The sequence below is a fragment of the Blastococcus sp. LR1 genome, from assembly GCF_020166105.1.
In the GTDB taxonomy this organism is placed as follows: Bacteria; Actinomycetota; Actinomycetes; order Mycobacteriales; family Geodermatophilaceae; genus Blastococcus.
The window spans coordinates 379,027-404,855 of record NZ_JAIUJY010000001.1; the positions used below are offsets into that span (position 1 = coordinate 379,027).

Here is a 25,829-nt window from a genome sequence, read left to right on the forward strand (position 1 = left end):
TCAGGCGCGGACGACGGCCGTCCCGGTCAGTCGGTCGTGCAGGCCTCGCCCGTCGGCGTCGGTGATGAGCGCCGGCACCAGGAGCACGAGCAGCACGGTGCGGGCGAGGGCCCGCCAGGGCGCCAGCCGTGCCTTCGGCGTCGGGTGCGCCAGACGGAGTCCCATGAGCCGGTGACCCGGCGTCTGCCCGAACGCCATCAGGCTCACCGCAGTGAGGACGACGAACACCAGCAGGCTGGCGTTCCCGGGCGGCTCGGGAGCGGAGAAGAGCCAGGCGATCCCGGCGCTCAGCAGCGCGTCGATCACGTAGCCGCCCGCTCGCGAGGTGAACGACGCCAGCGAACCCGGGCCTTCGGGGGGCAACCCCAGGGAGGCGCCGCGGCCCGAGGCCTGAGAGGCTTGATCGACATTCCTGACCATGACCACCAGCGTAATGAGAGGGCCGCCCTCTCCCCCGCGCCTCGCACGATCGGCGCGGGACCCTGCAGGGGTCGGACGCCCGGCGTGTTGTTACGCCCCCGAAACACTCGGGACACCGCAGGGCAATTGACCGCTCGTAAGTTGCTGTACGGCTTTCCGCCCACACCCGGAGGATCGATGTTCACCAGTCCCGACGAGGTCGCCGCCTACATCCGCGACAACGACGTCGAGTTCGTCGACGTTCGCTTCTGCGACCTGCCCGGCGTCATGCAGCACTTCACCATCCCTGCGTCGACGTTCGGCGAGGACACGTTCAGCGAGGGCCTCGGTTTCGACGGCTCCTCGATCCGCGGGTTCCAGGCGATCAACGAGTCGGACATGCTGCTGCTGCCCGACGCCAACAGCGCCTTCGTGGACCCGTTCCGCAAGCACAAGACGCTGAACGTCAACTTCTTCATCCACGACCCGATCACGCGCGAGGCCTACAGCCGCGACCCGCGCAACGTCGCGAAGAAGGCCGAGGCGTACCTCGCCAGCTCCGGCATCGCCGACACCGCGTACTTCGGCCCCGAGGCCGAGTTCTACGTCTTCGACTCGGTGCGCTTCGACACCGGCATCAACGAGGCGTACTACCACCTCGACTCGGTCGAGGGCTCGTGGAACACGGGCTCGCCGAACGGCGAGAACGGCGTCGGGCCGAACCTCGGCTACAAGGCCCGCCTGAAGGGCGGCTACTTCCCGGTCGAGCCCTACGACCAGCAGAGCGACCTGCGCGCCGACATGATGGTCAACCTGGCGCAGGCGGGCCTCGAGCTCGAGCGCGGTCACCACGAGGTCGGCACCGGCGGCCAGGCCGAGATCAACTACAAGTTCGACACGCTGCTGCGTTCGGCCGACAGCCTCATGCTGTTCAAGTACATCATCAAGAACACCGCCTGGGCCCACGGCAAGACCGCCACCTTCATGCCCAAGCCGCTGTTCGGTGACAACGGCTCCGGCATGCACTGCCACCAGAGCCTCTGGAAGGACGGCCAGCCGCTCTTCCACGCCGAGACCGGCTACGCCGGCCTGTCGGACATGGCCCGCCACTACATCGGCGGCCTGCTGGCCCACGCACCGTCGCTGCTGGCCTTCACCAACCCGACGGTGAACAGCTACCACCGCCTGGTGCCGGGCTACGAGGCCCCGATCAACCTGGTCTACTCGGCCCGCAACCGCTCGGCGTGCCTCCGCATCCCGATCTCCGGTGACAGCCCGAAGGCCAAGCGCATCGAGTTCCGCGTGCCCGACCCGTCGGCCAACCCCTACCTCGCCTTCTCGGCGATGCTGATGGCCGGCCTCGACGGCGTGAAGAACAAGATCGAGCCGCCGGCGCCGGTCGACAAGGACCTCTACGAGCTGCCGCCCGAGGAGGCCATGGGCATCGAGAAGGTGCCCGCGTCGCTGGATGCCGCGCTGGACAACCTCGAGGCCGACCACGAGTTCCTCGTCGAGGGCGGCGTCTTCACGCCCGACCTCATCGAGACGTGGATCGACTACAAGCGGGCCAACGAGATCGACCCGATCCGCCTGCGCCCGCACCCGCACGAGTTCGCGATGTACTACGACATCTGATCTCGGCATCTGCTGAACGCCGCGGCCCCCGCCCTGCTCGTCAGGACGGGGGCCGCAGTGCGTGGCGCAGCAGCCGGTATCGCTCAGGCCCGGGGAACCCCGTCGAAGGCCAGCGTCTCCATCATGGCGTCGAGGACCCGGACGTTGCGGTCGTGGTCGGAGCCGGGCAGTTCGACGGCGTCGGCGACGAGCACGGCACCGTCCGCGTACCCGGGCCCCAGGTCGACGACGTAGGTGGTGATCCGGGTGCCGGTCGGGTAGAGACCGAGGCCGGTCACCTGCTCCAGTCGCACGGCCGGTCGGCTCCCGACCTCGATCTCCCTTCGGGCCGTCTCGTCGGGCCAGGCGCTGCCGGCATCGACGTCGCGTCGCACGGTGAGCGCCACGGCGGCTGTGCGCACGTCCGACGCCGGGGGAACGACGAAGTCCTCGTCCGCGAACCAACTGCACGCGGGGAGGGTGTCGCCGGGGTTGACCGCCCAGTCGGCAGGGTGCTCGACCCGGAACCCCTCGGGGCTGGTGCAGCCCGCAGTCGCGACGCTCGGCCGGACGTCCCCTCGGGCAGCGGCCTGCGCCGGGTCGGCAGGCGCCGGGGCGGCGGGCGCGGAAGCCACCGCCCCGCCGCAGCCGGTCACGAGGAGCGCTGAGCCCACTGCGGTGAGGAGGTGGCGCATGGAGCGGACCTGCTTCCGGTGCGGCAACGATCGGTCCCGATCTGCCTGCCCCGTGGCACGGTTCGGGAACGTATCGACCCGAACCGCAACGAGACCGTCACACGAGGCCGACGAACTCACGAGTCCTGCCGCATCCACATCGCACCGCCGCAGTGCGTCCCGGGTTCAGCTCGCGGGCGGAACGGGGAACGGGCCGGGCGACGTCGACAGCACGACGGTCGCGCCACCCGTCTCGACCGCCTGCAGGGTCCGCAGCTGCAGGAGCCCGGGCTGCTCGGTGACCATCCGCGCCGCGTTGGCCAGCGCCCGCGTCGCAGCCACCTCCGACCGCGCCCGCTCCAGGGCCGCCTGCCCCTGTGCCCGGGCCGCCGCCACGTCGGCCGCCGCCCGCCGGAGCTCGGCGGGGACCATCACGTCCCGGACCGACAGCGCCTCGAGCGCCATCCCGACGCTGCCGGCGGTCTCCGCCACCCGCTCCGCGATGCCGTCCGGCAGTGAGTCCCGGGCGGCGAGCACCTCGTCGAGGGTGCGACCGGCCACCGCCTCGCGCAGCCCGATCTGCAGCGCGACGTAGAGGAACCCGTCGGCACCCTCCGTCGCCTCGTGCCAGCGCCGCGGGTCCGCGACGCGGACGGTCGCGATCAGGCTCACCTTCACCGCCAGCCCGTCGGCCGTCAGGACCTCCTGCGCCGGGACCAGGAGCAGACGGGGGCGGACGGCTACCCGTACCTGGCGACGCCGGTACCGGCGCACCCGATGCCGTCCGGGGCCCAGTTCGGTCTCGAAGCGGCCGTCCCGGTACACCAGGACCCGCTCCCACTCCTGCGCGGTCATCCGCACGCTCTCCACCTCCTCGTCCGCTCCGGTCGCGCGGAGCGCCCGGCGCGCGGTCGGGCGCCGGTGGGGAGCGCACGAGACGCTGCAGACCATCGGAGCCGGGATGACCGCGCACCGGGCGGCGTCGGGAGTCGAACCCGCGCGTTCCTGAGACGCTTGCCCATACATGGCGACCCGTGACCGACGCGCAGGACCTGCGGCGGCGATGCCGCCCGGCTGCTGACCACGAGCCGCGAGAAGGTAGCGCGCGGACGCCCGCGCCGTCCTCCGGATTTCCGGGCCGTTGGCAGGTGCGGGAACGAGACCGCGTCCGTCCGCGCGGGAATGTCATCCCCCCTTGCCACCGTTGTCATGTGCAGGCGCCCGGTCCTCGCATCTTCGAGGGGCACCCGAGATGGCGCACCGGCCGAACGCGACACCGCCCGAGCGGGTCCACCGGCCAGGCAGCCCGGCACCGCCGCCGGCTCGGCACACTCCGCGAGCTCCCCAGCACGTCCGCAGACACCGTCGTCTCGCCTTTCCGCACGGCCTTACGCGCCGTACGCCGCACCGAGACAAGAGGTTCCCCGTGAACGCAGAGCGACTTCCCCTGAACGACGACCACAGCGACCGGTCCCCTGGCGCCCTCCCCGCACCTCCGCCCGCCCTCCCCCGCCACGAGGCGGCCGACGAACGGCTCGTCCGCATGCGGGCGGCGTACATCCACAAGATCAACTCTGCGGTGGAGGCCGACCGCGAGGACCTCGCCGACGAGCTGGCCGCGTCCTTCCGGCACGAGGCCGCCGCCCTCCGGTCCCCCGAGGCACGCACCCGGCGTTCCAGCCGCGGCACCCCTGCCCGCACCCGTACCGGCCGCCCGGCGAGCCGCGCGACCGGCGGGACCGTGCGGGCGGTGTTCCAGCGGTTCGACCGCTACACCCTCCAGGTCTTCAACGCCGGGACGCCGACCCGCCCGCTCGACTGAGCGCGAGCGGGCCCTCCGGGCCGGTCAGGTGCGGAACGAGCCGGCGTCGCCCGTCGGCGAGCCGGTGAGGAGCCCCACCCCGGCCTCGACGGCGGCATACACGAGCAGCGCCAGCCCGATGACCAGTGCGGGCGGGACCACCACCGGCGCGGCGAGCACCGAGATGCCGACGACGCCGGGCGCACTTCGCCACCAGCCGGGACGGCGCTCGGCGTCGGCCAGCGCGCCCCAGCGGACGCCGCACCACATCAGCCAGCGGCGCAGCACCGGCACGTCGTGCTCGCGCATGACCCGGCGGAAGATCCCGTCGGCCTCCCGCGAGGTCACCATCCGGGTCCGGAGGCCCTCGGTGCACAGCCAGTCGTGCAGGATCGCCGCCGCGGTGTACCGGCCGAACCGCGGCACGAGCCACACCACCAGCCGTGGCACCGTGGCGAAATCGGTCAGGAAGCCGGGCGGCACCACGAAGCGGTCCCGCTTCCCCCGGTAGACCAGGGGCTCCACCACGGCCCAGTGCTGGTCGTCGACGCGCCGGACAACGACGTCGCCGGACTCGAGCGGCACGGCGGTCAGCCGGCGTGGACGAGCGGCTCGGGCGCATCCGTCGCCGGGAGCCGGCGGTCGACGAACCGGAACAGCAGCAGGAAGGCCAGCGCGAGCAGGACGACGAACGCCAGGTTCCGCAGGGCGACGGCGTACCCGTGCGCGGCGACGTCCATGAAGTCGTAGGGGTACCAGTCGGTGACGGTCCCCTGGGCGAGGATCCAGGCGATCCAGGCCACCGGCCAGAGCAGCGCCCGGCCGACGACGGCAGTGGTGATCCGCGGCCGCGGGCCGAACAGCAGCCAGCCGAGCACCGCCATCACCGGCGACACGTAGTGCTCCCCCGCGTTGGTCCAGGCCTTGAGCCCCTCCGGGTCGTACAGCGGCGCCAGGACGACCGCGTAGACGATCCCGGTGATCGTGATGCCGAGCAGCGACGCGAGCCGCACCACCCGCCAGACCGGTCCGTCGTGCAGCGGGTTCCTGACCAGCGGGATCACCGCGGCGAGGACGAGCAGGTTGCTCTGCACCGTGAAGTAGCTGAAGAACCGCACCACCCGCTCGACCACGCCGAGGGAGGCGTCCTCCGGGTCGACGAGGTGCAGCACGAACTCCGTGCCCACCGAGACCGCGACCACGGCGGCCAGCGCGGCCCACCAGAGGCGGGCGGTCGGGGCGCGGTCCACTGCGGGTGTCGTACCGGTCACGCACCGGATCATGCCAACCGCTCAGCGCATCCGGCGGGACACCACCCGATCGGTGACGCGGCGGATCGTGTCGGCCCGGCCGGAGAGGACGGCGTCCAGCAACCGGTTCACCGGGGGCACCTCGCCGAGCCGGGCGACCCCCGACCAGCGCGGAACGCCGACGGTCCGCGACCGCGGCGCAGCCAGGCACTCCGCGATCCGGTCGGCGACGCGGTCCGGGGAGATCCCCCGCGACAGCCGGCCCTCGGCGTCGGCGTCCGACACCGGAGGCTGCCCGTGGCCGCGGGCCAGCCACTCGGTCCGCACGAAGAACGGGTTCACCGAGTGGACCCGGACGCCCCGGGCCGTCACCTCCCGCCGCAGCCCGTTCAGGAAACCGTCCACCCCCGCCTTCGTCGCCGAGTAGACCGTCAACGGCGGCACCTGCGACCACGCCGCCACCGACGAGACGGCGAGGACGTCGGCCCGTCCCCGGTCACCGGCCGTGGCCAGCAGGTGCGGCAGCGCGAGCCGGGTCAGCTCCACGACCCCGGTCAGGTTGGTCGCCACGATGCCCTCGACCGCCTCGCCCGGCATGTCCTCCACCAGCCCCGCCCAGGCCAGGCCGGCGTTGTGCACGACCGCGTCGATCCGGCCGTGCTCGGTGAGTGCCCGCTCCACGAACGCAGTCCGGCCCGCTGCGGCGGCGACGTCGGCTGCCGTCGTCGTCACTCCCGGCAGGGCACCGACCGCCTCCTCCAGCCGGGAGCCGTCCCGGGCGCAGGTGACCACCAGCGCCCCGTCGGCAGCGAGCCGCCGGACGGCGGCCCGGCCGATGCCTGCGCTCCCCCCGGTGACGAGGACGACGCGGCCGCGGAGAGGAGTCATGGCCCGCTCCTACCCCCGGGGGACATCACATCCACCGGCGCATCGTTTCCGCAGCCGTTGGGCAAGGGAACGATCATGCGCCTGCCCGAGCCCCGGGGTCCTCTCAGCGATGCCCTGGCCCACGACCTCGCCACGGGCTCCGCCCTGTCCGCCTCGACCCTCGGGATCGGTGAGCGGGTGGCAGCCGCCGACGACGACGCCATGGCGGACGACGACCTGCAGCTCAGCCTGGCGATCGCCTACGAGCTGCACTACCGCGGGTTCGACGACGTCTCCGAGGACTGGGAGTGGGATCCGGCGCTGCTGCAGCTGCGCGCCGGGCTGGAGCGCCGCCACCTGGCGGCCGTGCATGATCTGGTCGGGCCGATCAGCGTCACCGGCGAGCCGATCGACCGGCAGCTCACCGCACTGATCGACGCCGACGACAGCCCGTCGCTCTCGTCCTACATGGCCAAGAAGGGCTCGCTGGACCAGTGGCGCGAGTACCTGACGCTGCGCTCGGTCTACCACCTCAAGGAGGCCGACCCGCACACCTTCGCGATCCCGCGGCTCTCCGGGCGGACCAAGGCGGCGATGGTGGAGATCCAGGCCGACGAGTACGGCGGTGGGTCGGCGGCCCGGATGCACAGCGAGCTGTTCGCCGGCCTGATGCGCGACCTGGACCTCGACGCCGGCTACGGCGCCCTCTGGGACGACGCCCCCGCGGCCGCCTTCGCCTCGGTGAACACCATGTCCTTCTTCGGCCTGCACCGGCGGTGGCGCGGCGCCGCACTGGGGCACCTGGCCGCCGTCGAGATGACCTCGTCCGAGCCCAGCCGGCGGTACTCGGCCGGCCTGCGCCGACTGGGCTACGACGAGCGGACGACGGTCTTCTACGACGAGCACGTGGAGGCCGACGCCGTCCACGAGCAGATCGCCTCGGTGGACATGTGCGGCTCCCTGGTCGCCGCCGAGCCGGACCTCGCCGCCGACGTCCTGTTCGGCGCGGCCACCTCCCTGGCGATGGACGGGCTCGCCGCCCGCCACCTCCTCGGCGCCTGGGAGGCCGGCCGCTCTGCCCTCTACCGGGACCGCGCGCTCGCCGCCTGATCCACCTCGGCGCCGGCGTTCCGGCTGATCAGCCACCCGAAGACGGCGGCCAGCGGGAACATCAGCACGCCGTAGACGGCGGCGGGCACGGCCAGCTCGACGCTGTCCAACACGCTGATGGCCACCGCGATGGCCAGCGTGCTGTTGTGGATGCCGATCTCGAAGGCGCTGGCGGTGGCCTGCCGGCGATCGATCCCGAGGAGCCGCGGCACGGCGAAGCCGATCGAGAGGCTGAGCAAGCAGAACACGACGGCGGGCAGGCCGATCTGGCGGAGGTACTCCCCGATCCGGTCCTGCTCGGCCAGCATCGTCCCGACGATCACCAGGGCGAGCACGACCGCCGACAGGATGCGCACCGGCTTGTCCATGCGATCGGCGAAGGCCGCCGAGCGCCGACGCACCAGCATGCCCAGCGCCACGGGCACGAGAACGACCGCGAACACCTGCGCCGTCTTCCCGAACTGGAGCCCGAGCGAGCCGCTGTCGGCCGGGTCGAAGTACTGGATGGCGAGATTGGTGACGACGGGCAGCGTGATCACGGCGACCACGGAGTTGATCGCGGTCAGCGTGATGTTCAGGGCGACGTCGCCGCGGAAGAGGTGGCTGAAGAGGTTGGCCGTCGTGCCACCGGGAGACGCCGCCAGCAGCAGCATCCCGACCGCCAGCAGCGGCGGGAGGTCGAAGGCCAGCACGATGCCGAAGCACAGCGCCGGGAGCACCAGCAGCTGCAGCGCCAGGGCCAGGAGCACGACCTTGGGGCGCCGGCCGATCGCCGCGAAGTCCTGCGGCGTGAGTGACAGCCCGAGGCCGAACATGACGACGGCCAGGGCCAGCGGCAGGGCGACGGTGGTGAGCGCGGAATCCATCGGACCTCCGATCGGGAGCGCCGCCATCCGGCGCTCCCGAGATCATGAGGGATCCAGGTCACAGTGCCGGTCCCCGGCCCGCACAACCCGCCGATCGGGGCAGCGATACGGCTCAACATCGATCCGTTGTCGGCCGAAACCACCTCCCGAGTGGAACCGGCGCGAACGCGCCGGTCGGGACGCGAGGGGACCGCCATGCGTAGGCGCGAGTCAGGGCGGCACAAGGCCGGGCCGGTCGAGGAGCCCAGGGACGTCGAGGCGCTGGAGCGGGTGATCGACGCGCTGGACGACAGCGTCACCAGCGAGCTGGAGGCCCACCGCAGGATCATGCGCGTGCTCGTCGACTCCCTCGGACTCGTCTACGGCGCTGCCTGGCTGCCGGACGCACAGGGCAACTTCGTCCTGCAGGTGACCGAGGGCGAGGCCGCCCATGCGATGGCCGCCCGGTGGACGCCCGGCGAGGCCATGGTGGCCGGCGCCGGCTACGGCGGGGAGGCGCTGCAGCGGCGCACGCCCGTGCTGATGGACGACAGCACCACGACCACCAGCTGCCTGCGCTGGGCCGCGGCGCGGGCCAACGGAGCACAGCAGGGCTGCTTCCTGCCCGTCGTCGAGGGCAACCGCGTGACCGCCGTGCTCGAGTACTACAGCCGCAGCTCCCTGCCGTTCTTCGGGGGCCGCGCGAAGAAGTGGGAGGCCCTGGGGCGGCTCATCACCCACTCCCGCCGCAGCGTGCTGTCCACCGCGACCCTGCGGGAGAACCTGGACGACCGCAACGCCGTCACCGACGTCGTCGCCAAGGTGGGGGATGCAGCCGACGAGTCCTCCGCCCTGCAGGTGGCGCTCGACTCGGTGCGCGAGGCGTTCGGCTGGGCGTACGGCTCGTTCTGGGCGCTGGACCCGGTGGAGAACGTGCTGCGGTTCCAGCGGGAGTCCGGCTCCGCGGGCGAGGAGTTCCGCAAGGTCACCCTGGCGGCCAGTTTCGCCGAGGGCGTCGGCCTCTCCGGGCGGGCCTGGCGGGCCCGTGACCTGGTCTTCGTGCGTGACCTCGCCGAGGTGACCGACTGCGTCCGCGCCCCCGCCGCCGGGCGCGCCGGGGTCAAGTCCGGCGTCTGCTTCCCGATCCTCAGCGACGGCAAGGTCGTCGGGACGATGGACTTCTTCGTCACCGAGACCATCGACCTCTCCGACTCGCGCGGCTCGGCGCTGCGCAACGTGCAGCAGCTGGTCTCCCAGCGACTGGACATCCTCCGCCGTGCCGAGGCCGACGCACAGAACTCGCGGGAGCTGCTGGAGACCGTCTCGCGGCTGCGCGAGGCCGCGGACGACGCCGGCCGGGTCGCCGACAGCGCCGTGGGCAAGGCGTCCTCGATGACAACGGAGGTGCAGGCCCTGGCCAGCGCCTCGGCCGCCGTCGGCGACGTCATCCGGATCATCTCCTCGATCGCCGACCAGACCAACCTGCTCGCTCTCAACGCGACCATCGAGGCGGCCCGGGCCGGAGAGTCCGGCAAGGGCTTCGCCGTCGTCGCCAACGAGGTCAAGGAGCTCGCCCGCGAGACCGCCTCGGCGACGAGCAAGGTGTCCGAGCAGATCGCCGGCATCCAGGCCGGCACCCAGTCGGTCTCCGAGGGCATCCACGCGACCAGCGAGGCCATCGGCGAGCTCGACGCGGTCCAGGCCCGCATCGGGGAGATCCTCGAGGAGCAGGTCCGCATGGCCCGGGCGTTCGAGACGACGCACTGACCTCCGGCCCGCTGCGCGCTCAGCCGTCCTGGCGGAGCTGCGCGGCGGGCCGCGGCCGGCTCGGCGCACTCGGCGCCGAGAACCCCGACCGCTTGTGCGAGCCGTCGCAGAACGGCTTGATGCCGGACTTCCCGCACCGGCACAGCGCGATCGTCTCCCGGCCCGGGTCGATCTCGGCGCCGTCCTGGTCGACCAGCCGGAAGTCCCCGCGGACGATCAGCGGGCCGTCCCGGTAGGGCGTGATCGTCGTGCCGCTCCCCCGCTCCGCGACGGGGAGGTCCTCGTCGTACCGACGCGGCTCGGCGGGCATCTCCTCGGCAGGCATCTTCTCGGCGGGCTGTGCTGTCACCGGATCCCCCTGCCCGGGGTCCTCCGCCTCCACACGCCCGGTCACCCGTTCGGCCCGCTTCCGCCGGCCGCGGGGGTTCCGTAGAAGACCTCCTCGACGACCGCCCGCGCGTGCCGCGTGGTGCGCCGGTAGTCGTCGACGAACTGGCCGGGATCCTGGTCCGGGCCGTAGCCGCAGGCCCGGGCGACGCCGGCGAGCTCCAGGCCCGGGCGCGGGAGCTGGTCGCTGGGCCGGCCGCGCACCAGGAAGATCGCGTTGCGGGCGCGGGTCGCCAGCTCCCAGGCCTCGCGGAGGGCGGTCGCCTGCTCCTGGTCGAGGTGTCCGCCGGTCACCAGGGCGTCGAGCGCCCCTCCGGTGGACGCCTGCCGCAGTCCCTCGTCGTGGGCCGCGTGCTCGAGCTGCAGCAGCTGGACCGTCCACTCGACGTCGGCCAGGCCGCCGCGTCCCAGCTTGGTGTGCGTGGCCGGGTCGGCCCCCCGGGGCAGCCGCTCCCGCTCGACCCGGGCCTTGATCCGGCGGATCTCGGCCACCTGGTCGGCGGTGAGCCCTTCGTCCGGGTAACGGATCGGGTCGACCAGCGCCATGAACTCCGCACCGAGCTCCTCGTCCCCGGCCACCGGCACAGCACGGACCAGCGCCTGCACCTCCCAGACCGAGACCCAGCGCTCGTAGTACTCGCGGAACGCCGAGAGGCTGCGCACCAGCGCGCCCTGCCGGCCCTCCGGCCGCAGGTCGGCGTCCACCTCGAACGCCGGGTCGGGCGCCGGCTCGCTCAGCAGCCGGCGCATCGTGTGCGCGACGGCGTTGGCCGCAGCGGCGGCCTTCGTCTCGTCGGCGCCCGCGCGGGGGCGGTGCACGAACAGCACGTCGGCGTCGGAACCGAAGCCCAGCTCACCGCCGCCGAGCCGGCCCATTCCGATGACCGCGAGGTCCATCGGCAGCTCCTCGACCGGGATGCCCGCCTCGGCGGCGTGCGCCCGCTGCGCGACGTCCAGTCCGGCGCGCAGGGTGGCGACGGCGACGTCGGTCAGCGCCCGGCCGACCCGGTGCACGTCGAGCCGGCCGAGCAGGTCGGCTGCCGCGACGCGCAGCAGTTCCTGGCGCCGCAGGCCCCGGACCACGCGGATCCCGGCCTGCGGGCCGGGTGCCCGCCGCGCTGCCTGGCGCCATGCGTTGGCCAGCGTCTCGGCGCCGCGCGGCTCGAGCTCGGCGTCGTCGGCCAGCAGGCGCAGCGCCTCGGGTGTGCGGGTGAGCAGGGCGGCGATGTACTGGCTGGAGCCCAGCAGCTGGGCCAGCCGCTCGACGACCTGCCCCTCGTCGCGCAGCAGCCGCAGGTACCACTGGTTGCCGCCCAGCGCCTCGCTCACCTGCCGGTAGGCCAGCAGCCCGGCGTCGGGATTCGGGCAGGAGGCGAAGGTCTGCAGCAGGACCGGCAGCAGGTACTTCTGCATCGACGCCGACCGGGAGACGCCGCCGGTGAGCGCCGCGAGGTGGCGCAGCGCGCCCTCGGCATCGGCGAATCCGAGGGCCCGCAGCCAGTCCCCGGCCGCCTTGGAGCCCAGCTGGAGGTGCTCCCCCGGCACGCGGGCGACCGCCGAGAGCAGCGGACGGTAGAAGAGCTTCTCGTGCAGCCGCCGGACCTCGCGGGTGTGCAGCGCCAGCTCGGCCCGCAGCACGTCGACGGCGTCGCCCCGGTGGTCGGGCTTGTAGCCGAGCGACCGCGCCAGCCAGCGCAGCTGCTGCTCGTCGGTGGGCAGCAGGTGCGTGCGGCGCAGGCGGAGCAGCTGCAGCCGGTGCTCCACCGTGCGCAGGAACCGGTAGGAGGCGATCAGGGTGGCGGCGTCGTCACGACCGACGTACCCCCCGGCGGAGAGGGCCAGGAGAGCCGGCACGGTCCCGCCGACACGGAGCCGCTCGTCGGCCCGCCCGTGCACCATCTGCAGCAGCTGGACGGCGAACTCGATGTCCCGCAGGCCGCCGCGGCCGAGCTTGAGCTCCCGCTCGGCCTGCGCCGGCGGGATGTTGGCCTCGACCCGGCGGCGCATGGCCTGCACCTGGCCGACGAATCCGGGGCGGTCCCCGGCCTTCCACACCAGCGGCCAGAGGGCGTCGACGTAGGCCCGCCCGAGGTCCGGGTCACCGGCGACCGGGCGCATCTTCAGCAGCGCCTGGAACTCCCAGGTCTCCGCCCACTGGGCGTAGTAGGCGGCGTACCCGGCGACGGTGCGGACCAGGGCGCCCGCCTTGCCCTCGGGTCGCAGCGCGGCGTCGACCTCCCACGCGGCCTCGTGGCAGATCCGCATGAGCGCCGCGGCGACCCGGGTGGCGCTCGACAGGGCGGCGCCCTCGGGGTCCGCCGGGTCCACGCCCTCGGCGACGAAGACGACGTCGACGTCGCTGACGTAGTTCAGCTCGCGGCCACCGCACTTGCCCAGGGCGATGACGCTGAGCCGGCACGCGGCGGCGTCGGCCGACTGCTCGGCGACCGCGATGGCCAGGCCGGCGGTCAGCACGGCAGCGGCGATGTCGGCGAGCTCGACGGCGACGTCCTCCGCCGGGACGCCGTCGCCGAGGTCGCGCCCGGTCAGGGAGAGCACCGCGCGCCGGTAGGCCAGCCGGAGCGCCGCCACCCGCTCGGGCTTCGCGTCGGGCGCCGCCTTCCCGAGCCGGACGCCCCACGGCGGGTCGTCGGGATCCGCGCCGACCGCGGTGAGCATCTGCCGCTCCAGCGCGTTCGGCGTCGGGCGCGACGGCCCGTGCCGGTCGTCGTCGAGCACGTGCCAGTCCAGCGGGTGCGCCGCCAGGTGGTCGGCCAGCCCGGAACTGGCCCCGAGGACGGAGACCAGGCGGGCGCGCAGGTGACCGGGCCCGCGGAGCCGGGCGAGCAGCGCGGCGGCGGCGGAACCGTCGGGGTCCTCCTCGTCGAGCGCCTCGATCAGCCGGTGCAGCGAGCGGACGGCGAGGTCGGGGTCACCGGCGCGGGCGAGGGCGGCCACCACCGGCCCGGCCTCGGGGTCAGCGGGCTCGTTGCGGCCGAGGTCCCACAGGCCGAGCGCCGGATCGGACAGCAGCCGGGCGGCGCGCTCGCCGTCGCCGAAGCCGAAGCGGACCAGCCGGACGATCGCGCGGCGCGGGATCTCCGGGAGGGCAGCGGTCACGCCCGTGCCCCCGCCCGGGTGCGGACCAGGTCGGCGAAGCGGCCGGCGAAGGGCTGCCAGATCTCTGCGAGGTCGTCGTGCGCGGCGGTGGCGCGGGCGCAGAGCGTCTCGATGTCCAGGGGGCTGGCGCCGACGCCGACCGGGTCGCTCTCGGCCCAGGCGCGCACCATCTCCGGCGTCGTCTCGATGTGGAACTGGAGGGCGTAGACGTGCGCCCCGACCCGGTAGGCCTGGTGCGGGTAGTGCGGGTTGCTCGCCAGCAGCGTCGCGCCGGTGGGGAGCTCGGAGATCTCGTCGTGATGCCACTGGATCACGTCGGGCGAGAGCGGCAGCGGGCCGAAGACCCGGTCCTGGTCGGCGACGTCGCGCTTGGCCACCAGGGTCGCCCCGACCTCGGGTCCGTCGATGCCCACGCGCGTCCGGCCACCGCCGACCTGGGCCAGCAGCTGGGCGCCGAGGCAGATGGCCAGCGTGGGCAGGTCGGCGTCGATCGCCTGCCGCAGCAGGGAGCGGACGCCGACGAGCTCGGGGCTGGTCGCCTCGTCGTCCAGCGAGGACTGGGGGCCACCGAGCACGAGCAGGCCGTCGAAGCCCTCGAGGGTCTCCGGCAGCTGCTCGCCCAGCCCCAGGTGCCGCTCGTCGAGCTCGAGGCCGGCGGCGCGCAGCCACTCCCCCAGCCGCGCGGGCGGGTCGGTCTCGCTCGGGACGACGACGAGCAGGCGGCCGGAGGTCACGGAGTCGAGGCTAGTGGCCGTGTCGCGCACCGCTCGACCGCGCTCTGGGGCGTTGTTCGCGCTGTGCGGATCCTGCAGGACCCGCACAGCGCGAGGAACGTGGCCAGAGCGACCTGTCAGAGGCCGGGCAGGTACCGCTGGAGCTCGAAGGGCGTCACGTTCTGCCGGTAGGAGTTGAACTCCTCCCACTTGTTGCGGAGGAAGAACTCGAACACGTGCTCGCCGAGGGTCTCGGCGACCAGCTCGCTGCCCTGCATGGCGGTGAGCGCCTCGCCGAGGCTCACCGGCAGGTCCTCGTACCCGGCCGCGCGGCGCTCGGTGTCGGTGAGCGACCAGACGTCGTCCTCGGCCTCGGGTGGGAGCTCGTAGCCCTTCTCGATGCCGCGCAGCCCGGCGGCGAGCAGGACGGCGAAGGTCAGGTACGGGTTGCACGCGGAGTCAGGCGAGCGGACCTCGACCCGGGCCGACTGCTCCTTGCTCGGCTTGTAGCTCGGCAGGCGGACCAGCGCCGAGCGGTTGGCCCGGCCCCACGTCGCCGCCGTCGGCGCCTCGGTGCCGGCCAGCAGCCGCCGGTAGGAGTTCACCGTCTGGTTGGTGATCGCGGTGACCTCGCGGGCATGGGTCAGCAGACCGGCGATGAACTGCTTGCCGGTCGTCGACAGCCGCATCGGGTCGGCCGGGTCGTGGAAGGCGTTGCGGTCGCCCTCGAACAGCGAGAGGTGGGTGTGCATCGCCGAGCCGGCCAGCTCGGTGAACGGCTTCGGCATGAACGTGGCGTGCACGCCCTGCGCCAGCGCGACCTCACGGACGACGTGCCGCAGCGTCATGATGTTGTCCGCCATCGACAGGGCGTCGGCGTAGCGCAGGTCGATCTCCTGCTGGCCGGGCGCGACCTCGTGGTGGCTGAACTCCACCGAGATGCCCATCGCCTCGAGCGCGAAGACCGCCTCCCGACGGAAGTCGTGCGCCACGTTGTGCGTGGAGAGGTCGAAGTAGCCGCCGGTGTCGGCCGGCTGCGGCGGGGTGCCGTCGGTGGGCAGGTCCTTCAGCAGGAAGAACTCGACCTCGGGGTGCGTGTAGAAGGTGAACCCCATGTCCGCGGCCTTCGACAGCGTCCGGCGCAGCACGTGCCGGGGGTCGGCCCAGGACGGCGACCCGTCGGGCAGCGTGATGTCGCAGAACATCCGCGCGGTGTCGCTCGGGGTGCCCTTCGCCGAGGGCATCACCTGGAACGTGCCCGGGTCGGGCTTGGCCAGCATGTCCGACTCGTAGACGCGGGCGAAGCCCTCGATCGCCGAGCCGTCGAAGCCGATGCCCTCCGCGAACGCCGCCTCGATCTCGGCGGGCGCCACGGCGACGGCCTTGAGATAGCCGGAGACGTCGGTGAACCAGAGCCGGACGAACCGGATGTCGCGCTCTTCCAGGGTGCGCAGGACGAACTCCTGCTGTCGGTCCATGCCGGCCATGATCCAGTCCGCTCGTTTCGGGAGTGTGACGCCCCCTCAAGCCTGCCTCCTCAGGGGTGGCTCGGCGCAAGAGTGCGGCCCATCCGGGTTCGTGTCGTGCGTCAGGTGCCGCGCCGCAGCCCGGGCGGGATCCGCCGCCCGGCCCGGTACGAGCCGGCCGCCAAGGCCACCTCCAGGGCCAGGAAGGCTCCGGTCGGCCACGCCCGGCCCCGTCGCTCCAGCGCCACTCCCGCCAGCCGGGCCAGTGCCATCCCCGCGCTGGCGTCGCCCACCGTCCGGAGCACGGCAGCCCGCGCCGCTGCCCCGTGCTTCTCCGAGCGCAGCACCGCCGCGGCGAAGGCCAGCGGAATGCCGGCGTACACCGCCCGCACCTCGGTACGGGACTCCGGAGTCCGCGCCGAGCCACCGAACACCGCCGGCACCAGGGACGGTCGCAGCACCGCGCCCACGCCGATCGCCGCGTACCCGCCGGCCACCAGCCGCGAGATCACGGTGGGATCGCCCATGACTGCACGCTAGGACGGCCGCTCCCCGCTGTCACCCCGTCCTCGGACGAGGACGACCACCCGGCCGACGCCCCACCTGGCCCTTCGCTGCGGCGGAAGACGAGACTGGTGCCCGTGAGCGAGCAGCAGCCGGTGCAGTTGCGGGTGTCCATGGCCCAGGTCGACACGCGGGTCGGCGATCTCGCGGGCAACAGCGAGCTCGTCGTCCGCTGGGCGGCGAAGGCGGCCGAGGCGGGTGCGCACCTCGTCGTCTTCCCGGAGATGACGCTGACCGGCTATCCGCCGGAGGACCTGGTGCTGCGCGAGTCCTTCGCCGCCGCCAGCGAGCAGGCGCTCGTCGATCTCGGCGCCCGGCTGGCGGCCGAGGGCCTGGGCGACCTCGCCGTCGTCGTCGGGTACCTGGCACACACCGAGGGCACCGGCCCCGCCCCGGTCGACGCGACCCCCACGGACGACGACCGGCCCAGCGACGCGAATCCTCGGCGGGGCGCCCCGCGCAACGCCGCCGCCCTGCTGCACGGCGGCGACGTCGTCGTCCGGTACTACAAGCGCCACCTGCCGAACTACGGCGTCTTCGACGAGGCCCGCTACTTCGTGCCCGGCACCGAGCTGCCGGTCGTGCGGCTGCACGGGGTCGACGTCGCGCTGACCGTCTGCGAGGACCTCTGGGTCGAGGGCGGTCCGTGCGGCGTCGCGGGTGAGGCCGGGGTCGACCTGGTCGTCTCCCCCAACGCCTCGCCCTACGAGCGGGCCAAGGACGACCTCCGGCTGCCGCTGGTGCAGCGGCGGGCCGCCGAGGCGCGTGCGGCGATCCTCTACTGCAACCAGGTGGGAGGGCAGGACGAGCTGGTCTTCGACGGCGACTCGATGGCGGTCTCCCCCACCGGCGAGCTGCTAGCGCGGGCGCCGCAGTTCGTCGAGCACCTGCTCACCGTCGACCTGGCGCTGGACCCCTCGTCCGTGCCGGAGCGCCGCGAGGGCCGGGTCGGGCCGATGACCGTCACCCGGCACGTGCTGAGCGAGGAGGCGGTGCCCGCGTTCGAGGCCCGCCCGGCGACGATCGCCGAGCCGCTGAGCGACTGCGAGGAGGTCTGGCGGGCGCTGGTACTGGGCCTCAAGGACTTCATCGACAAGAACGGCATGCCCTCGGTGGTGCTCGGCATGTCCGGTGGCATCGACTCCGCGCTGGTCGCCGCGCTCGCCGTCGACGCCCTGGGCGCCGACCGCGTGGTCGGAGTCGGGCTGCCGTCGAAGTGGTCCAGCGAGCACTCGCTGGCCGACGCCGAGGACTCGGCGAAGCGGCTGGGGATGCACTACTCCGTCGTCCCGATCGCGCCGATGGTGGATGCCTACGAGTCCTCCGTGGAGCTCTCCGGCGTCGCCGCGGAGAATCTGCAGGCCCGGGTGCGCGGCACCCTGCTGATGGGGTTGTCCAACCAGCACGGCCACCTGCTGCTGGCGACGTCGAACAAGAGCGAGGTCGCCGTGGGCTACTCCACGCTCTACGGCGACGCGGCCGGCGGGTTCGCGCCGATCAAGGACGTGCCCAAGACCCTGGTCTGGGAGCTGGCCCGCTGGCGCAACGCACACGCCCGCGATCGCGGGGAGACCGAGCCGATTCCGGTGAACTCGATCGAGAAGCCGCCGTCGGCGGAGTTGGCGCCCGGTCAGCAGGACAGCGACTCGCTGCCGTCCTACGACGAGCTCGACGCCGTCATCGCCGACTACGTCGACCGCGACCTCGGCATGGCCCAGCTGCTCGAGCGCGGGCACGACGCCGAGGTGGTGGCACGGGTCCTCCGGTTGGTGGACGCCGCCGAGTTCAAGCGCCGCCAGTCGGCCCCAGGCACCAAGATCAGCCTCAAGGCGTTCGGCCGCGACCGGCGGCTGCCCATCACCAACCGCTGGCGGGAGACCCTCCCGACGGTGCGCGAAGGAGCGCAGGCATGACCGAGTCGGTTCTCTACGGCGGCACGTCCAGCGCGCGGGTGCGCATCCACCACCTGCAGCAGGCCAAGGCCCGCGGCGAGAAGTGGGCGATGCTCACCGCCTACGACACCTACGCGGCGTCCATCTTCGAGGAGGCCGGCATCCCGGTGATGCTCGTCGGCGACTCGGCGGGCAACGTCGTCATGGGGCACAGCAGCACCGTCCCGGTCACCGTCGAGGACATCCTGTTCATGACCAGGGCCGTCACCCGCTCCACGAAGCGGTCGCTGATCGTGGCCGACATGCCGTTCGGCTCCTACGAGTCCGGCCCGCAGCAGGCCTTCGACAACGCCGTCCGGCTGATGAAGGAGGGCGGCGCGCAGGCGGTCAAGCTGGAGGGCGGCGCCCGGGTCGCCCCGCAGATCAAGCTGCTCAGCGAGTCGGGCATCCCGGTCATGGCGCACATCGGCTTCACGCCCCAGAGCGAGCACGCCCTCGGCGGCTTCCGCGTGCAGGGCCGCGGCGCCGGCGCCGACCAGCTGCTGGCCGACGCGCACGCCGTGCAGGAGGCCGGGGCGTTCGCCGTCGTCCTGGAGATGGTGCCGGCCGAGATCGCCGGTCAGGTGACGAAGGAGCTGTCCATCCCGACGATCGGCATCGGCGCCGGCGTCGACTGCGACGCCCAGGTGCTCGTCTGGACCGACATGGCCGGGCTCAACGGCGGCCGGATGCCGAAGTTCGTGAAGAAGTACGCCGAGCTGCGCGCGGAGATGCTGCGCGCGGCGAAGGAGTACGCCGACGACGTCCGCGGCAGCACCTTCCCCGGCCCGGAGCATTCGTTCGACTGATCGTCCGCCGGGCGGAAGGGATGTGCGCGAGGGGCGGGTTGCCGGGCCCGAAAGCCGCCCCGACCCGCACATCGCTAGTCCGCCAGCTGCTCGAGCAGCACCCGCGGCGCCTCGACCAGCGACGGGCCGTACCAGGTGAGGTGCCGTCCGCTGACGAACGCCGGCCGAGCCTGCGGCCACGCCTCGGGGCCGTCGTCCGGGGTGAACGCGTAGGGCTCGTCGGGGAAGACGACCAGTTCTGCCGGCACGACCCCCGGCTGGTCGCGCTCCAGCTTCGGGTACCGGTCGGTGTGACCGGCGAAGACGTTGCGGACCCCGAGCCGGCCCAGCAGGTCACCGGCGAAGGTGTCCCGCCCCAGCACCATCCACGGCTTGCGCCAGATGGGGACGACGGCGTCGACGCCGGGCACCGTGGGCGGGTCGGCCCACACCTCCCGGGCCTCGACCAGCCACGCCGGGTCGGGCCGGTCGAGCACGGCGCACAGGCGGGTGAGCGAGTCCAGCGCCTGGTCCACCGTCGCCGGCGCGGTGACCCAGACGTCGACGCCCGCGGCCCGCAGCGCGGCGACGTCCTCCTCGCGGTTCTCCTCGGCGTTGGCGATCACGAGGTCCGGCGCGAGCTCGAGCACCCGGGCGACGTCGGGCCACTTGGTGCCGCCCACTCGCGGCACGTCCAGGCCGACCGGATGGGTGCACCAGTCGGTGGCCCCGGCGAGCAGGCCCGGATCGGTGGCGGCGATCGCCTCGGTCAGGGACGGCACGAGCGAGACCACGCGCCGCGGGGCCGGGCCATCGTGGACCCGGCCCTCGTCGTCGGCCGGGCTAGACGTCGGTGATCCGGACGCCGGCGTGCACCTTGTAGCGCCGGTTGACCGACACCAGGTTGATCGTCAGCGCCTCGACCTGGCGGGCGTTGCGCAGGCGGCCGGCGTAGATGCCGCGCATCCCGGGGAGCCGCCCGGCCAGCGCCTGGACGACGTCCATCGACGCGCGGTCGTCACCGACGACCATGACGTCGCCGTCGAGGGTGGGCTGCGACAGGTCCTCGAGCAGCTTCGCCGAGAGGTGGTGGAAGGCGCCGACCACGTGCGAGTCGGGCAGCAGCGCCGCGGCCTGCTGCGCGACGCTGCCCTCCTCGACGTCCAGCACGAAGGCACCGAGCTCGTCGAAGCCCATGGGGACGACGCAGTCGACGACGATCTTCCCGGCCAGCGGGGTGGCCAGCTCGGCGAGCGTCGCGGCGTGCCCGGCGAACGGGACGGCGACGATGACCAGGTCCGCGGCACCGGCCACGTCCACGTTCGACCCGCCGGTCACCGAGACCTCGACGTCGCCGGCGACGGTGGCGGCACGCGTGGCCACCTCGGCCGCGACCTCGCCGGCGCGCTCGGCGTCGCGGGAGCCCAGCAGCACCCGCTGGCCCTGCGCGGCCAGCCGTACGGCGAGCCCGCGCCCCTGCGGCCCGGTGCCACCCAGCACCCCGACGACCAGTTCCTCGACTGCGCGACCGTCCGTCACGTCCACCCCTTCCGCGGCACCGGACGACCCGGACGCCTCGGTCCGATCATGCCCCGCCGCGTGCGACGCAGCGTCAGTCGCCCTTCCAGGCGCGGTCCTCCGCGTCGAGCTCCTCGTTGCGCTCGGCCATGGCCTGCAGCGAGTGCTCGGCCTCCTCGCGGGTGTCGTACGGCCCGAGGCGGTGCTTGTCGGCACAGCCCTCGCGCGGTTCCACGGTGTGGTGCTTCAGGCAGAAGTACCAGGGTCCCCCGGCCATGCTGCGCCTCCTTCGGTCGGTCGTCGTCCCCAGCCTTCCACCCGGGGACCCCCGCCGCCCGGCATGGTTCCCGCGCGCAAGACGCTCCCGCACAGCCGGATCGTGCGACATCATCCGGCGGTGACCAGCGAGGACGTTCCCCGGGACGCACCAGCCGCCGCGGACCCCACCGAGCTGGCACAGCTGGAGCTGCCCGAGGGCCGTCTCGCCGCGCGGACCATGGCCGCGCTGCTGGTCGTCGGCGGCCTCATGGGCTCGGCCAACCTCTTCGTCGACGGCGTGCTCATCGCGGGCGCCGCCCGCTGGGCGTACGGGGCCACGATGGTCGCCCTGCTGGTGCTGGGCGTCGTCTTCGCCGTCCTCGGTCGGGTCGGCCCGCAGCACACGTTCGCCCTGGTGCTGGTGGGCGACCTCGTCTACCTGGTCGTCGTCCTGTGCATCGAGGACCGGTTGTCCTACGCCACCCCGCTCATGCTGCTCTTCCCCGCACTGGTGGCGGGCTGGTTCCTCGAGCTCCGGCAGATGTGCGTGCACATGGTCGTCATCGCCGCGGTGTGCCTGGGGGCGCTGTGGCCGAGCTACGACAGCGGCGTCGGGCTGGGTGTGCAGGTCGTCGTCAGCGCCCTCACCCTGAACTTCGCCTCGCTGACCGTCTTCCTGCTGCGCTGGCGCGTCCAGCGATTGCTGGAGGCCACCGAGCGGCTCACCCGGCTGGACCCCCTGACGGGGCTGTTCAACCGCCGGTACCTGGTGGAGCAGGCGCCGCGGATCTGGCGCCAGGCCCGCCGCGACGGCACCCGGGTCGCGGCCATGGTCCTCGACCTCGACCACTTCAAGCGGCTCAACGACCAGTTCGGGCACGCGGCGGGCGACCAGGTCCTCGGTTCGGTCGCCCGGTCCCTGCAGGCCACCGTCCGGCCGGCCGACGTGCTGGCCCGCACCGGCGGCGAGGAGCTGGTCGTGCTCGGGCTGGTCGCCGACGCCGCGGAGGCACGGCAGCTGGCCGAGCGCCTGCGTCGGGCCGTCGCCGCCGGGCGGACCGCGGACGACCACGGGGTGACGGCGTCCATCGGGCTGGCGGTGACCCGGCCCGAGGACGGCGAGGACGCCGTCGCGGCGCTCTGGCGCCTGGTCGACCTGGCCGACGCGGCGATGTACGAGGCCAAGCGCCGCGGCCGCGACCGGGTGGCCACGGCCGCCACTCCGCGGACCCGCGCCCCGCGGACGGAGGAGACTTCCGCCTGACGCGGCTCCCCGGTCGGGGGACCGGATCGGCGCTCTCGACCGGTGGACTCGCCGGTTCTCTGTTTTTCTTGAGTCATGTCGCTCGTCCCGCCGGACCCGCTGCGAACGGTGCCCCTGCCGCTCCGCGAGCAGGCAGCCGTGCGCGACCAGTGGCTCACGCAGCGACTGCTGGACGTGCTGCCCGGCCTGATGGACCGCGCGGAGATCGACCTGTGGATCGTGGTCGGCCGCGAGTGCAACGAGGACCCGGTGCTGTCCACGCTGCTCCCGGCGACCTGGCTGTCGGCACGCCGGCGGACGATCCTCGTCCTGCACCGCAGCGACGACGGCGTCACCGCCGCGGCGGTCTCGCGCTACCCGGTGGGCCAGTTCCTCCCCGCCTGGACGCCGGGCAGCGCCGGCGACCCGGACGCCCAGTGGGCCGAGGTGCGCCGGTTCGTGGAGCAGGCCGATCCCCGGCGCATCGGCATCGACGTCTCCGAGCGCTTCGCCCAGGCCGACGGGCTCTCGCACACCGAGCACCGGCTGCTCACCGAGGCGCTGGGACCCTGGGCGGACCGGGTGGTGCCGGCCGAACGGCTCGTCGTCGGCTGGCTGGAGACCCGGCTGCCGGAGGAGATCGCGGTCCTGCACGCGCTCAACGGGCTGGTGCACGACGTCGTCGACGAGGCCTTCTCCCCCGCCGTGGTCACGGTCGGCGAGACGACGGCGCTCGACGTCGCCTGGTGGATCCGCCAGCGACTGCACGACCTCGGCGTGGAGCCGTGGTTCCAGCCGTCGGTGCTGCTGCAGCGGCCAGGGGTGCCGCTGGCCGGCGCACAGGGCGCCCTGCTGCCGGCGGTCCCCCTCGACGCCGTCGTCGAGCCGGGCGACCTGCTGCACTGCGACGTGGGGCTCAGCTCCTTGGGCCTGCGCACCGACAACCAGCGCAACGCTTACGTGCTGCGCCCTGGGGAGACGGCGGCACCCGAGGGGCTGCGGAACGCCATGCGCGCCGCGAACCGGCTGCAGGACCTGACCGTCGAGGCGCTGGTGCCTGGCCGCACCGGCAACGAGGTGCTGGCGGCGGCCCGCGCGGCAGCGGCCGCCGAGGGCATCGACGGCGACGTCTACTCCCACCCCGTCGGGTATCACGGGCATGGCGCCGGGCCGGCCATCGGGCAGTGGGACGAGCAGTCCCACGTGCCCGGCGCCGGTGACTACCCGGTGCACCCCGACACCGTCTACGCCCTGGAACTGGCCGTGCGCCGACCGGTGCCCGAGTGGGGCGGTCAGTGCGTGCGGCTCGGGCTGGAGGAGGGCATCGCGCTGACCGGGAACGGCGTGGAGTTCCTCTCCGGCCGCCAGACGGAGTTCGTCCTCATCGGCTGAGGTCGCCGTCCCCGGTCGCGGCTACTTCTTCCGCGCGGCAGCGGTCTTCTTGTCGCTGGCCTTCTTGATGGCCTCGACGAGTTCCTTCTTCTTCATCGTCGACCGGCCCGAGACGTCGAGCTTCTTGGCCAGCTTCAACAGGTGGTCCTTGGTGGCGTTGGCGTCCACGCCGCCCATGGTCTGCCTGCCGGTGCCGCGACCGCCCTTGGCCTGCTCGTCGGAGGGCCCCTTCTTGCCGCCCTCCTTCTTCTCCCAGTGGTCGCCCACCTTCTCGAAGGAGTGCTTGACCGCGGCCCAGGCGGTCCGGTTGGCGCGCTCCTCGTCGTCGTACTCGTCGACCGCTGAGTCGTAGGCCTTGGTGAACGTGCGCTGGGCCTTCTTCTCCGACCGGCGCAGCGTGCTGGGCAGCTCCGACTGCTTCGCGTCGCCCTTCTTCGTGGTCTTCGGCATCGCCGTCTCCCTTCAGTCGAGGACGGTGCTACCCAGCGCGGCGCGGATGATCACATCGTGCGGGCCCGTCACCCGTCCGACCGATAGGTTCCGCCGGTGGACACGAACGCCTTCTGGGCCCTGGTCGAGGACACCCGCGCCGAGGCCCGCGAGGCAGCTCCGGACTCCGTGGTCGAGCAGCACGTGGAGACCCTCACCGATGCCCTGGAGGAGCTCTCCGACGACGACGTCCGGGGCTTCTACCGCCAGCTGATGGCCGTCCGTGCGCGGGCCAACAGCTGGGACCTCTGGGCCGCTGCCCACCTGGCCCTCGGCGGCGCGAGCGACGACAGCTTCCTGGACTTCCGCAACTGGCTGATCAGCCTGGGTCGCGAGACCTTCGAGCGGGTGCTCGCCGACCCCGACGCCGTCGCCGACCTCGAGTGGGACGACGACGAGGAGGACTTCGCGGCCGCCGAAGCGTGGGCGTACGCCCCGCTCGAGGTCCTGGAGGAGCGCGGCTTCGACGATGCCGAGATGGATCCCGAGGCCGACGAGGTCGACGACCAGTTCGGCGATCCCACCGGCGAGCCGTTCCCGGAGGACGACGACGAGTGGTTCGCCCGCCGGTTCCCGCGCCTCTGGGCCCGGTACGGCAGCGACCAGTACGGCAGCGACTAGTCCGCCAAGGACGCGCTCCAGTGGGCGCGTTCCTCATCGGTCAGGGGACGGCTGGTGTTGGTCTCGTAGTCGAAGACCACGAGGACGACGTCCGCCCGGAGGGCGACCTCGTCGTCCTGCACGAGCTCCTGCCGCACGGTGACCGACTTGGTGCCCAGCCGGGTCACCCAGCTGGTCACGGTGAGCGGCTCGTTGACGCGGTAGTAGAGCTGCCGGAGGTAGTCGACCTCCAGGCGGGCGAGGATCAGCCCCCCGCCCGGCCGGCCGTCGGTCATGGCCAGCCGGGCGTCCTCGAACAGGGCCAGCGCCCGCGCGTGGTTGACGTGCCCGAGCATGTCGGGGTCGGACCAGCGCAGCTGGACCCGGTGCTCGTGCCGCACGTCAGGGCAGGTCGGCGGTCTCGGCCGACTGCCGGTGCCCGCCCTGGGCGTCGTCGGGATCGGCGTGGACCGTCCGCTCCTCGGACTCGGCCAGGATGATCTCGGCCGCGACCTCCTCCATGCCGCTGCCCTGCATCTGCGACTCCTCGGGGAGCAGCTGGGAGCGCGTCTCGATGTTCTCCTCGGTGACGTTGTCCAACGCCTCGGGGCTGGGCTTCTTCTGGGTGGTCACCTCAGAACCGCTGCTGCTCGGTGCCCAGGCCCAGGGCCTGCGCCACCTCCTGCACGTTCTCGAACTGCTGGCCGGCGGGCAGGCGCTGGAGGTCGGAGAGGACCCGGTCGGCCGGGGTGCCCTCCTGGGCCTTGGCGATCAGCTGGTCGCGGTCGGCCGGCCACACCTCCTTACCCAGGGCCTCGGCGATCGCGGCGCGACGCTCGATGTCGGCCTGGTCGGTGCCGGGGCTGGTGGCGGGCTGGTGCGGGTCGGTCACGTCGATCTCCTTCGTCTGCGTGCTCCGGGAACGAGCACGTCGGAATCGCCGCCTACCCGGCGGCCCCTCCCTCACACCTCCCGAGGACCGTGACGCATCCGGCATCGGGCGGCGCGGTGTCGGATGCGCGAGAGCGGGTAG

Annotated in this window: 28 protein-coding genes; 9 read left to right on the plus strand and 19 right to left on the minus strand. The window is 73.2% G+C overall.

Annotated elements, in window-relative coordinates:
- A complete protein-coding gene (locus LBW97_RS01805) occupies positions 1-420 on the minus strand; it encodes an RDD family protein (protein WP_224497697.1) in 420 nt (139 codons plus the stop codon).
- 177 nt (positions 421-597) lie between these two features.
- On the opposite strand from LBW97_RS01805, the gene glnA reads away from it, so the two are divergent.
- Positions 598-2,034, plus strand: coding sequence for a type I glutamate--ammonia ligase (glnA, locus tag LBW97_RS01810; protein WP_224497698.1), 1,437 nt, complete (start codon positions 598-600; stop codon positions 2,032-2,034).
- Positions 2,035-2,117: 83 nt separating this feature from the next.
- Here the strand turns inward: glnA and LBW97_RS01815 are convergent, their stop codons facing one another.
- Together LBW97_RS01815 and LBW97_RS01820 are read right to left on the minus strand one after the other, a co-directional pair.
- Positions 2,118-2,708: a hypothetical protein gene (locus tag LBW97_RS01815; RefSeq protein WP_224497699.1), complete on the minus strand. Its 591-nt coding sequence runs from the start codon at positions 2,706-2,708 to the stop codon at positions 2,118-2,120.
- 165 nt (positions 2,709-2,873) lie between these two features.
- Positions 2,874-3,542: an SPFH domain-containing protein gene (locus LBW97_RS01820; RefSeq protein ID WP_224497700.1), complete on the minus strand. Its 669-nt coding sequence runs from the start codon at positions 3,540-3,542 to the stop codon at positions 2,874-2,876.
- 571 nt (positions 3,543-4,113) lie between these two features.
- Here LBW97_RS01820 and LBW97_RS01825 point away from each other — a divergent pair.
- Positions 4,114-4,509 (plus strand): hypothetical protein, encoded by a 396-nt coding sequence (locus LBW97_RS01825; RefSeq protein WP_224497701.1) that lies wholly within the window; start codon positions 4,114-4,116, stop codon positions 4,507-4,509.
- A 24-nt stretch (positions 4,510-4,533) separates the two neighbouring features.
- On the opposite strand, the gene LBW97_RS01830 is transcribed toward LBW97_RS01825, so the two are convergent.
- The 3 genes from LBW97_RS01830 to LBW97_RS01840 are packed head-to-tail and all read right to left on the minus strand — an operon-like array spanning position 4,534 to position 6,626.
- Positions 4,534-5,073 carry a DUF1353 domain-containing protein gene (locus LBW97_RS01830; RefSeq protein WP_224497702.1) on the minus strand — a complete coding sequence of 180 codons (540 nt, stop codon included), beginning with the start codon at positions 5,071-5,073 and terminating at the stop codon, positions 4,534-4,536.
- 5 nt (positions 5,074-5,078) lie between these two features.
- Complete coding sequence (locus LBW97_RS01835; protein ID WP_224497703.1) at positions 5,079-5,759, minus strand: Pr6Pr family membrane protein; 681 nt, start codon at positions 5,757-5,759, stop codon at positions 5,079-5,081.
- 21 nt (positions 5,760-5,780) lie between these two features.
- The gene (locus LBW97_RS01840; RefSeq protein WP_224497704.1) at positions 5,781-6,626 is read right to left on the minus strand and encodes an SDR family oxidoreductase; all 846 of its coding nucleotides are present in this window, start codon (positions 6,624-6,626) and stop codon (positions 5,781-5,783) included.
- A 75-nt stretch (positions 6,627-6,701) separates the two neighbouring features.
- Between LBW97_RS01840 and LBW97_RS01845 the strand changes: the two genes are divergently transcribed.
- Positions 6,702-7,715, plus strand: a complete 1,014-nt coding sequence (locus LBW97_RS01845; RefSeq protein ID WP_224497705.1) for an iron-containing redox enzyme family protein — start codon at positions 6,702-6,704, stop codon at positions 7,713-7,715.
- On the opposite strand, the gene LBW97_RS01850 is transcribed toward LBW97_RS01845, so the two are convergent.
- Positions 7,688-8,581 carry a bile acid:sodium symporter family protein gene (locus LBW97_RS01850; RefSeq protein ID WP_224497706.1) on the minus strand — a complete coding sequence of 298 codons (894 nt, stop codon included), beginning with the start codon at positions 8,579-8,581 and terminating at the stop codon, positions 7,688-7,690. The two genes, LBW97_RS01845 and LBW97_RS01850, sit on opposite strands and share 28 nt — an antisense overlap.
- A gap of 195 nt (positions 8,582-8,776) precedes the next feature.
- Here LBW97_RS01850 and LBW97_RS01855 point away from each other — a divergent pair, with 195 nt between their 5' ends.
- Positions 8,777-10,327: a methyl-accepting chemotaxis protein gene (locus LBW97_RS01855; protein WP_304505387.1), complete on the plus strand. Its 1,551-nt coding sequence runs from the start codon at positions 8,777-8,779 to the stop codon at positions 10,325-10,327.
- Between the two features lie 19 nt (positions 10,328-10,346).
- Here the strand turns inward: LBW97_RS01855 and LBW97_RS01860 are convergent, their stop codons facing one another.
- The 5 genes from LBW97_RS01860 to LBW97_RS01880 all read right to left on the minus strand — a co-directional run bounded on the left by LBW97_RS01860 (position 10,347) and on the right by LBW97_RS01880 (position 16,540).
- A complete protein-coding gene (locus LBW97_RS01860) occupies positions 10,347-10,676 on the minus strand; it encodes a CDGSH iron-sulfur domain-containing protein (RefSeq protein WP_224497707.1) in 330 nt (109 codons plus the stop codon).
- A 41-nt stretch (positions 10,677-10,717) separates the two neighbouring features.
- Positions 10,718-13,834 carry a bifunctional [glutamine synthetase] adenylyltransferase/[glutamine synthetase]-adenylyl-L-tyrosine phosphorylase gene (locus tag LBW97_RS01865; RefSeq protein ID WP_224497708.1) on the minus strand — a complete coding sequence of 1,039 codons (3,117 nt, stop codon included), beginning with the start codon at positions 13,832-13,834 and terminating at the stop codon, positions 10,718-10,720.
- On the minus strand, positions 13,831-14,568 hold the full coding sequence (locus LBW97_RS01870; protein WP_224497709.1) for a type 1 glutamine amidotransferase: 738 nt from the start codon (positions 14,566-14,568) through the stop codon (positions 13,831-13,833). The genes LBW97_RS01865 and LBW97_RS01870 overlap by 4 nt, the downstream gene beginning before the upstream one ends.
- A 116-nt stretch (positions 14,569-14,684) precedes the next feature.
- The gene (locus LBW97_RS01875; RefSeq protein WP_224497710.1) at positions 14,685-16,025 is read right to left on the minus strand and encodes a glutamine synthetase family protein; all 1,341 of its coding nucleotides are present in this window, start codon (positions 16,023-16,025) and stop codon (positions 14,685-14,687) included.
- A 110-nt stretch (positions 16,026-16,135) separates the two neighbouring features.
- A complete protein-coding gene (locus LBW97_RS01880) occupies positions 16,136-16,540 on the minus strand; it encodes a DUF4345 family protein (RefSeq protein ID WP_224497711.1) in 405 nt (134 codons plus the stop codon).
- A gap of 114 nt (positions 16,541-16,654) precedes the next feature.
- Between LBW97_RS01880 and LBW97_RS01885 the strand changes: the two genes are divergently transcribed.
- Both LBW97_RS01885 and panB read left to right on the plus strand, forming a co-directional pair.
- Complete coding sequence (locus LBW97_RS01885) at positions 16,655-18,490, plus strand: NAD+ synthase (protein ID WP_224497712.1); 1,836 nt, start codon at positions 16,655-16,657, stop codon at positions 18,488-18,490.
- Entirely contained in the window at positions 18,487-19,317 is an 831-nt protein-coding gene (gene panB / locus LBW97_RS01890; RefSeq protein ID WP_224497713.1) for a 3-methyl-2-oxobutanoate hydroxymethyltransferase, read from the plus strand. Before LBW97_RS01885 ends, panB begins: the two co-directional genes overlap by 4 nt.
- Before the next feature lie 74 nt (positions 19,318-19,391).
- On the opposite strand, the gene LBW97_RS01895 is transcribed toward panB, so the two are convergent.
- The 3 genes from LBW97_RS01895 to LBW97_RS01905 form a co-directional block, all read right to left on the minus strand.
- Positions 19,392-20,090, minus strand: a complete 699-nt coding sequence (locus LBW97_RS01895) for a helical backbone metal receptor (protein WP_224497714.1) — start codon at positions 20,088-20,090, stop codon at positions 19,392-19,394.
- A 49-nt stretch (positions 20,091-20,139) separates the two neighbouring features.
- On the minus strand, positions 20,140-20,835 hold the full coding sequence (gene npdG / locus LBW97_RS01900; RefSeq protein ID WP_224497715.1) for an NADPH-dependent F420 reductase: 696 nt from the start codon (positions 20,833-20,835) through the stop codon (positions 20,140-20,142).
- Between the two features lie 73 nt (positions 20,836-20,908).
- Positions 20,909-21,091, minus strand: coding sequence for a hypothetical protein (locus LBW97_RS01905; protein ID WP_224497716.1), 183 nt, complete (start codon positions 21,089-21,091; stop codon positions 20,909-20,911).
- A gap of 120 nt (positions 21,092-21,211) precedes the next feature.
- On the opposite strand from LBW97_RS01905, the gene LBW97_RS01910 reads away from it, so the two are divergent.
- Entirely contained in the window at positions 21,212-22,336 is a 1,125-nt protein-coding gene (locus tag LBW97_RS01910) for a diguanylate cyclase (RefSeq protein WP_224497717.1), read from the plus strand.
- Between the two features lie 75 nt (positions 22,337-22,411).
- Complete coding sequence (locus tag LBW97_RS01915) at positions 22,412-23,707, plus strand: M24 family metallopeptidase (protein ID WP_224497718.1); 1,296 nt, start codon at positions 22,412-22,414, stop codon at positions 23,705-23,707.
- Between the two features lie 21 nt (positions 23,708-23,728).
- On the opposite strand, the gene LBW97_RS01920 is transcribed toward LBW97_RS01915, so the two are convergent.
- On the minus strand, positions 23,729-24,157 hold the full coding sequence (locus LBW97_RS01920) for a ChaB family protein (RefSeq protein WP_224497719.1): 429 nt from the start codon (positions 24,155-24,157) through the stop codon (positions 23,729-23,731).
- Between the two features lie 96 nt (positions 24,158-24,253).
- Between LBW97_RS01920 and LBW97_RS01925 the strand changes: the two genes are divergently transcribed.
- Positions 24,254-24,817 carry a DUF4240 domain-containing protein gene (locus LBW97_RS01925; protein ID WP_224497720.1) on the plus strand — a complete coding sequence of 188 codons (564 nt, stop codon included), beginning with the start codon at positions 24,254-24,256 and terminating at the stop codon, positions 24,815-24,817.
- Here LBW97_RS01925 and LBW97_RS01930 read toward each other — a convergent pair.
- From LBW97_RS01930 to LBW97_RS01940, 3 genes are read right to left on the minus strand one after another with little or no spacing between them, the layout of a single operon-like run.
- Positions 24,814-25,197 carry a thioesterase family protein gene (locus LBW97_RS01930; protein ID WP_224497721.1) on the minus strand — a complete coding sequence of 128 codons (384 nt, stop codon included), beginning with the start codon at positions 25,195-25,197 and terminating at the stop codon, positions 24,814-24,816. The two genes, LBW97_RS01925 and LBW97_RS01930, sit on opposite strands and share 4 nt — an antisense overlap.
- A gap of 1 nt (position 25,198) precedes the next feature.
- Positions 25,199-25,429: a hypothetical protein gene (locus LBW97_RS01935; protein ID WP_224497722.1), complete on the minus strand. Its 231-nt coding sequence runs from the start codon at positions 25,427-25,429 to the stop codon at positions 25,199-25,201.
- 1 nt (position 25,430) lies between these two features.
- Complete coding sequence (locus tag LBW97_RS01940; protein ID WP_224497723.1) at positions 25,431-25,688, minus strand: DUF2795 domain-containing protein; 258 nt, start codon at positions 25,686-25,688, stop codon at positions 25,431-25,433.
- Positions 25,689-25,829 lie beyond the last annotated feature (141 nt).

Coding starts and splice junctions, on each gene's coding strand:
- LBW97_RS01805 (WP_224497697.1), bottom strand. CDS start 420: ATGGTCAGGAATGTCGATCAAGCCTCTCAGGCCTCGGGCCGCGGCGCC.
- glnA (WP_224497698.1), top strand. CDS start 598: ATGTTCACCAGTCCCGACGAGGTCGCCGCCTACATCCGCGACAACGAC.
- LBW97_RS01815 (WP_224497699.1), bottom strand. CDS start 2,708: ATGCGCCACCTCCTCACCGCAGTGGGCTCAGCGCTCCTCGTGACCGGC.
- LBW97_RS01820 (WP_224497700.1), bottom strand. CDS start 3,542: ATGACCGCGCAGGAGTGGGAGCGGGTCCTGGTGTACCGGGACGGCCGC.
- LBW97_RS01840 (WP_224497704.1), bottom strand. CDS start 6,626: ATGACTCCTCTCCGCGGCCGCGTCGTCCTCGTCACCGGGGGGAGCGCA.
- LBW97_RS01845 (WP_224497705.1), top strand. CDS start 6,702: ATGCGCCTGCCCGAGCCCCGGGGTCCTCTCAGCGATGCCCTGGCCCAC.
- LBW97_RS01850 (WP_224497706.1), bottom strand. CDS start 8,581: ATGGATTCCGCGCTCACCACCGTCGCCCTGCCGCTGGCCCTGGCCGTC.
- LBW97_RS01855 (WP_304505387.1), top strand. CDS start 8,777: ATGCGTAGGCGCGAGTCAGGGCGGCACAAGGCCGGGCCGGTCGAGGAG.
- LBW97_RS01875 (WP_224497710.1), bottom strand. CDS start 16,025: ATGGACCGACAGCAGGAGTTCGTCCTGCGCACCCTGGAAGAGCGCGAC.
- LBW97_RS01880 (WP_224497711.1), bottom strand. CDS start 16,540: ATGGGCGATCCCACCGTGATCTCGCGGCTGGTGGCCGGCGGGTACGCG.
- panB (WP_224497713.1), top strand. CDS start 18,487: ATGACCGAGTCGGTTCTCTACGGCGGCACGTCCAGCGCGCGGGTGCGC.
- LBW97_RS01905 (WP_224497716.1), bottom strand. CDS start 21,091: ATGGCCGGGGGACCCTGGTACTTCTGCCTGAAGCACCACACCGTGGAA.
- LBW97_RS01915 (WP_224497718.1), top strand. CDS start 22,412: ATGTCGCTCGTCCCGCCGGACCCGCTGCGAACGGTGCCCCTGCCGCTC.
- LBW97_RS01920 (WP_224497719.1), bottom strand. CDS start 24,157: ATGCCGAAGACCACGAAGAAGGGCGACGCGAAGCAGTCGGAGCTGCCC.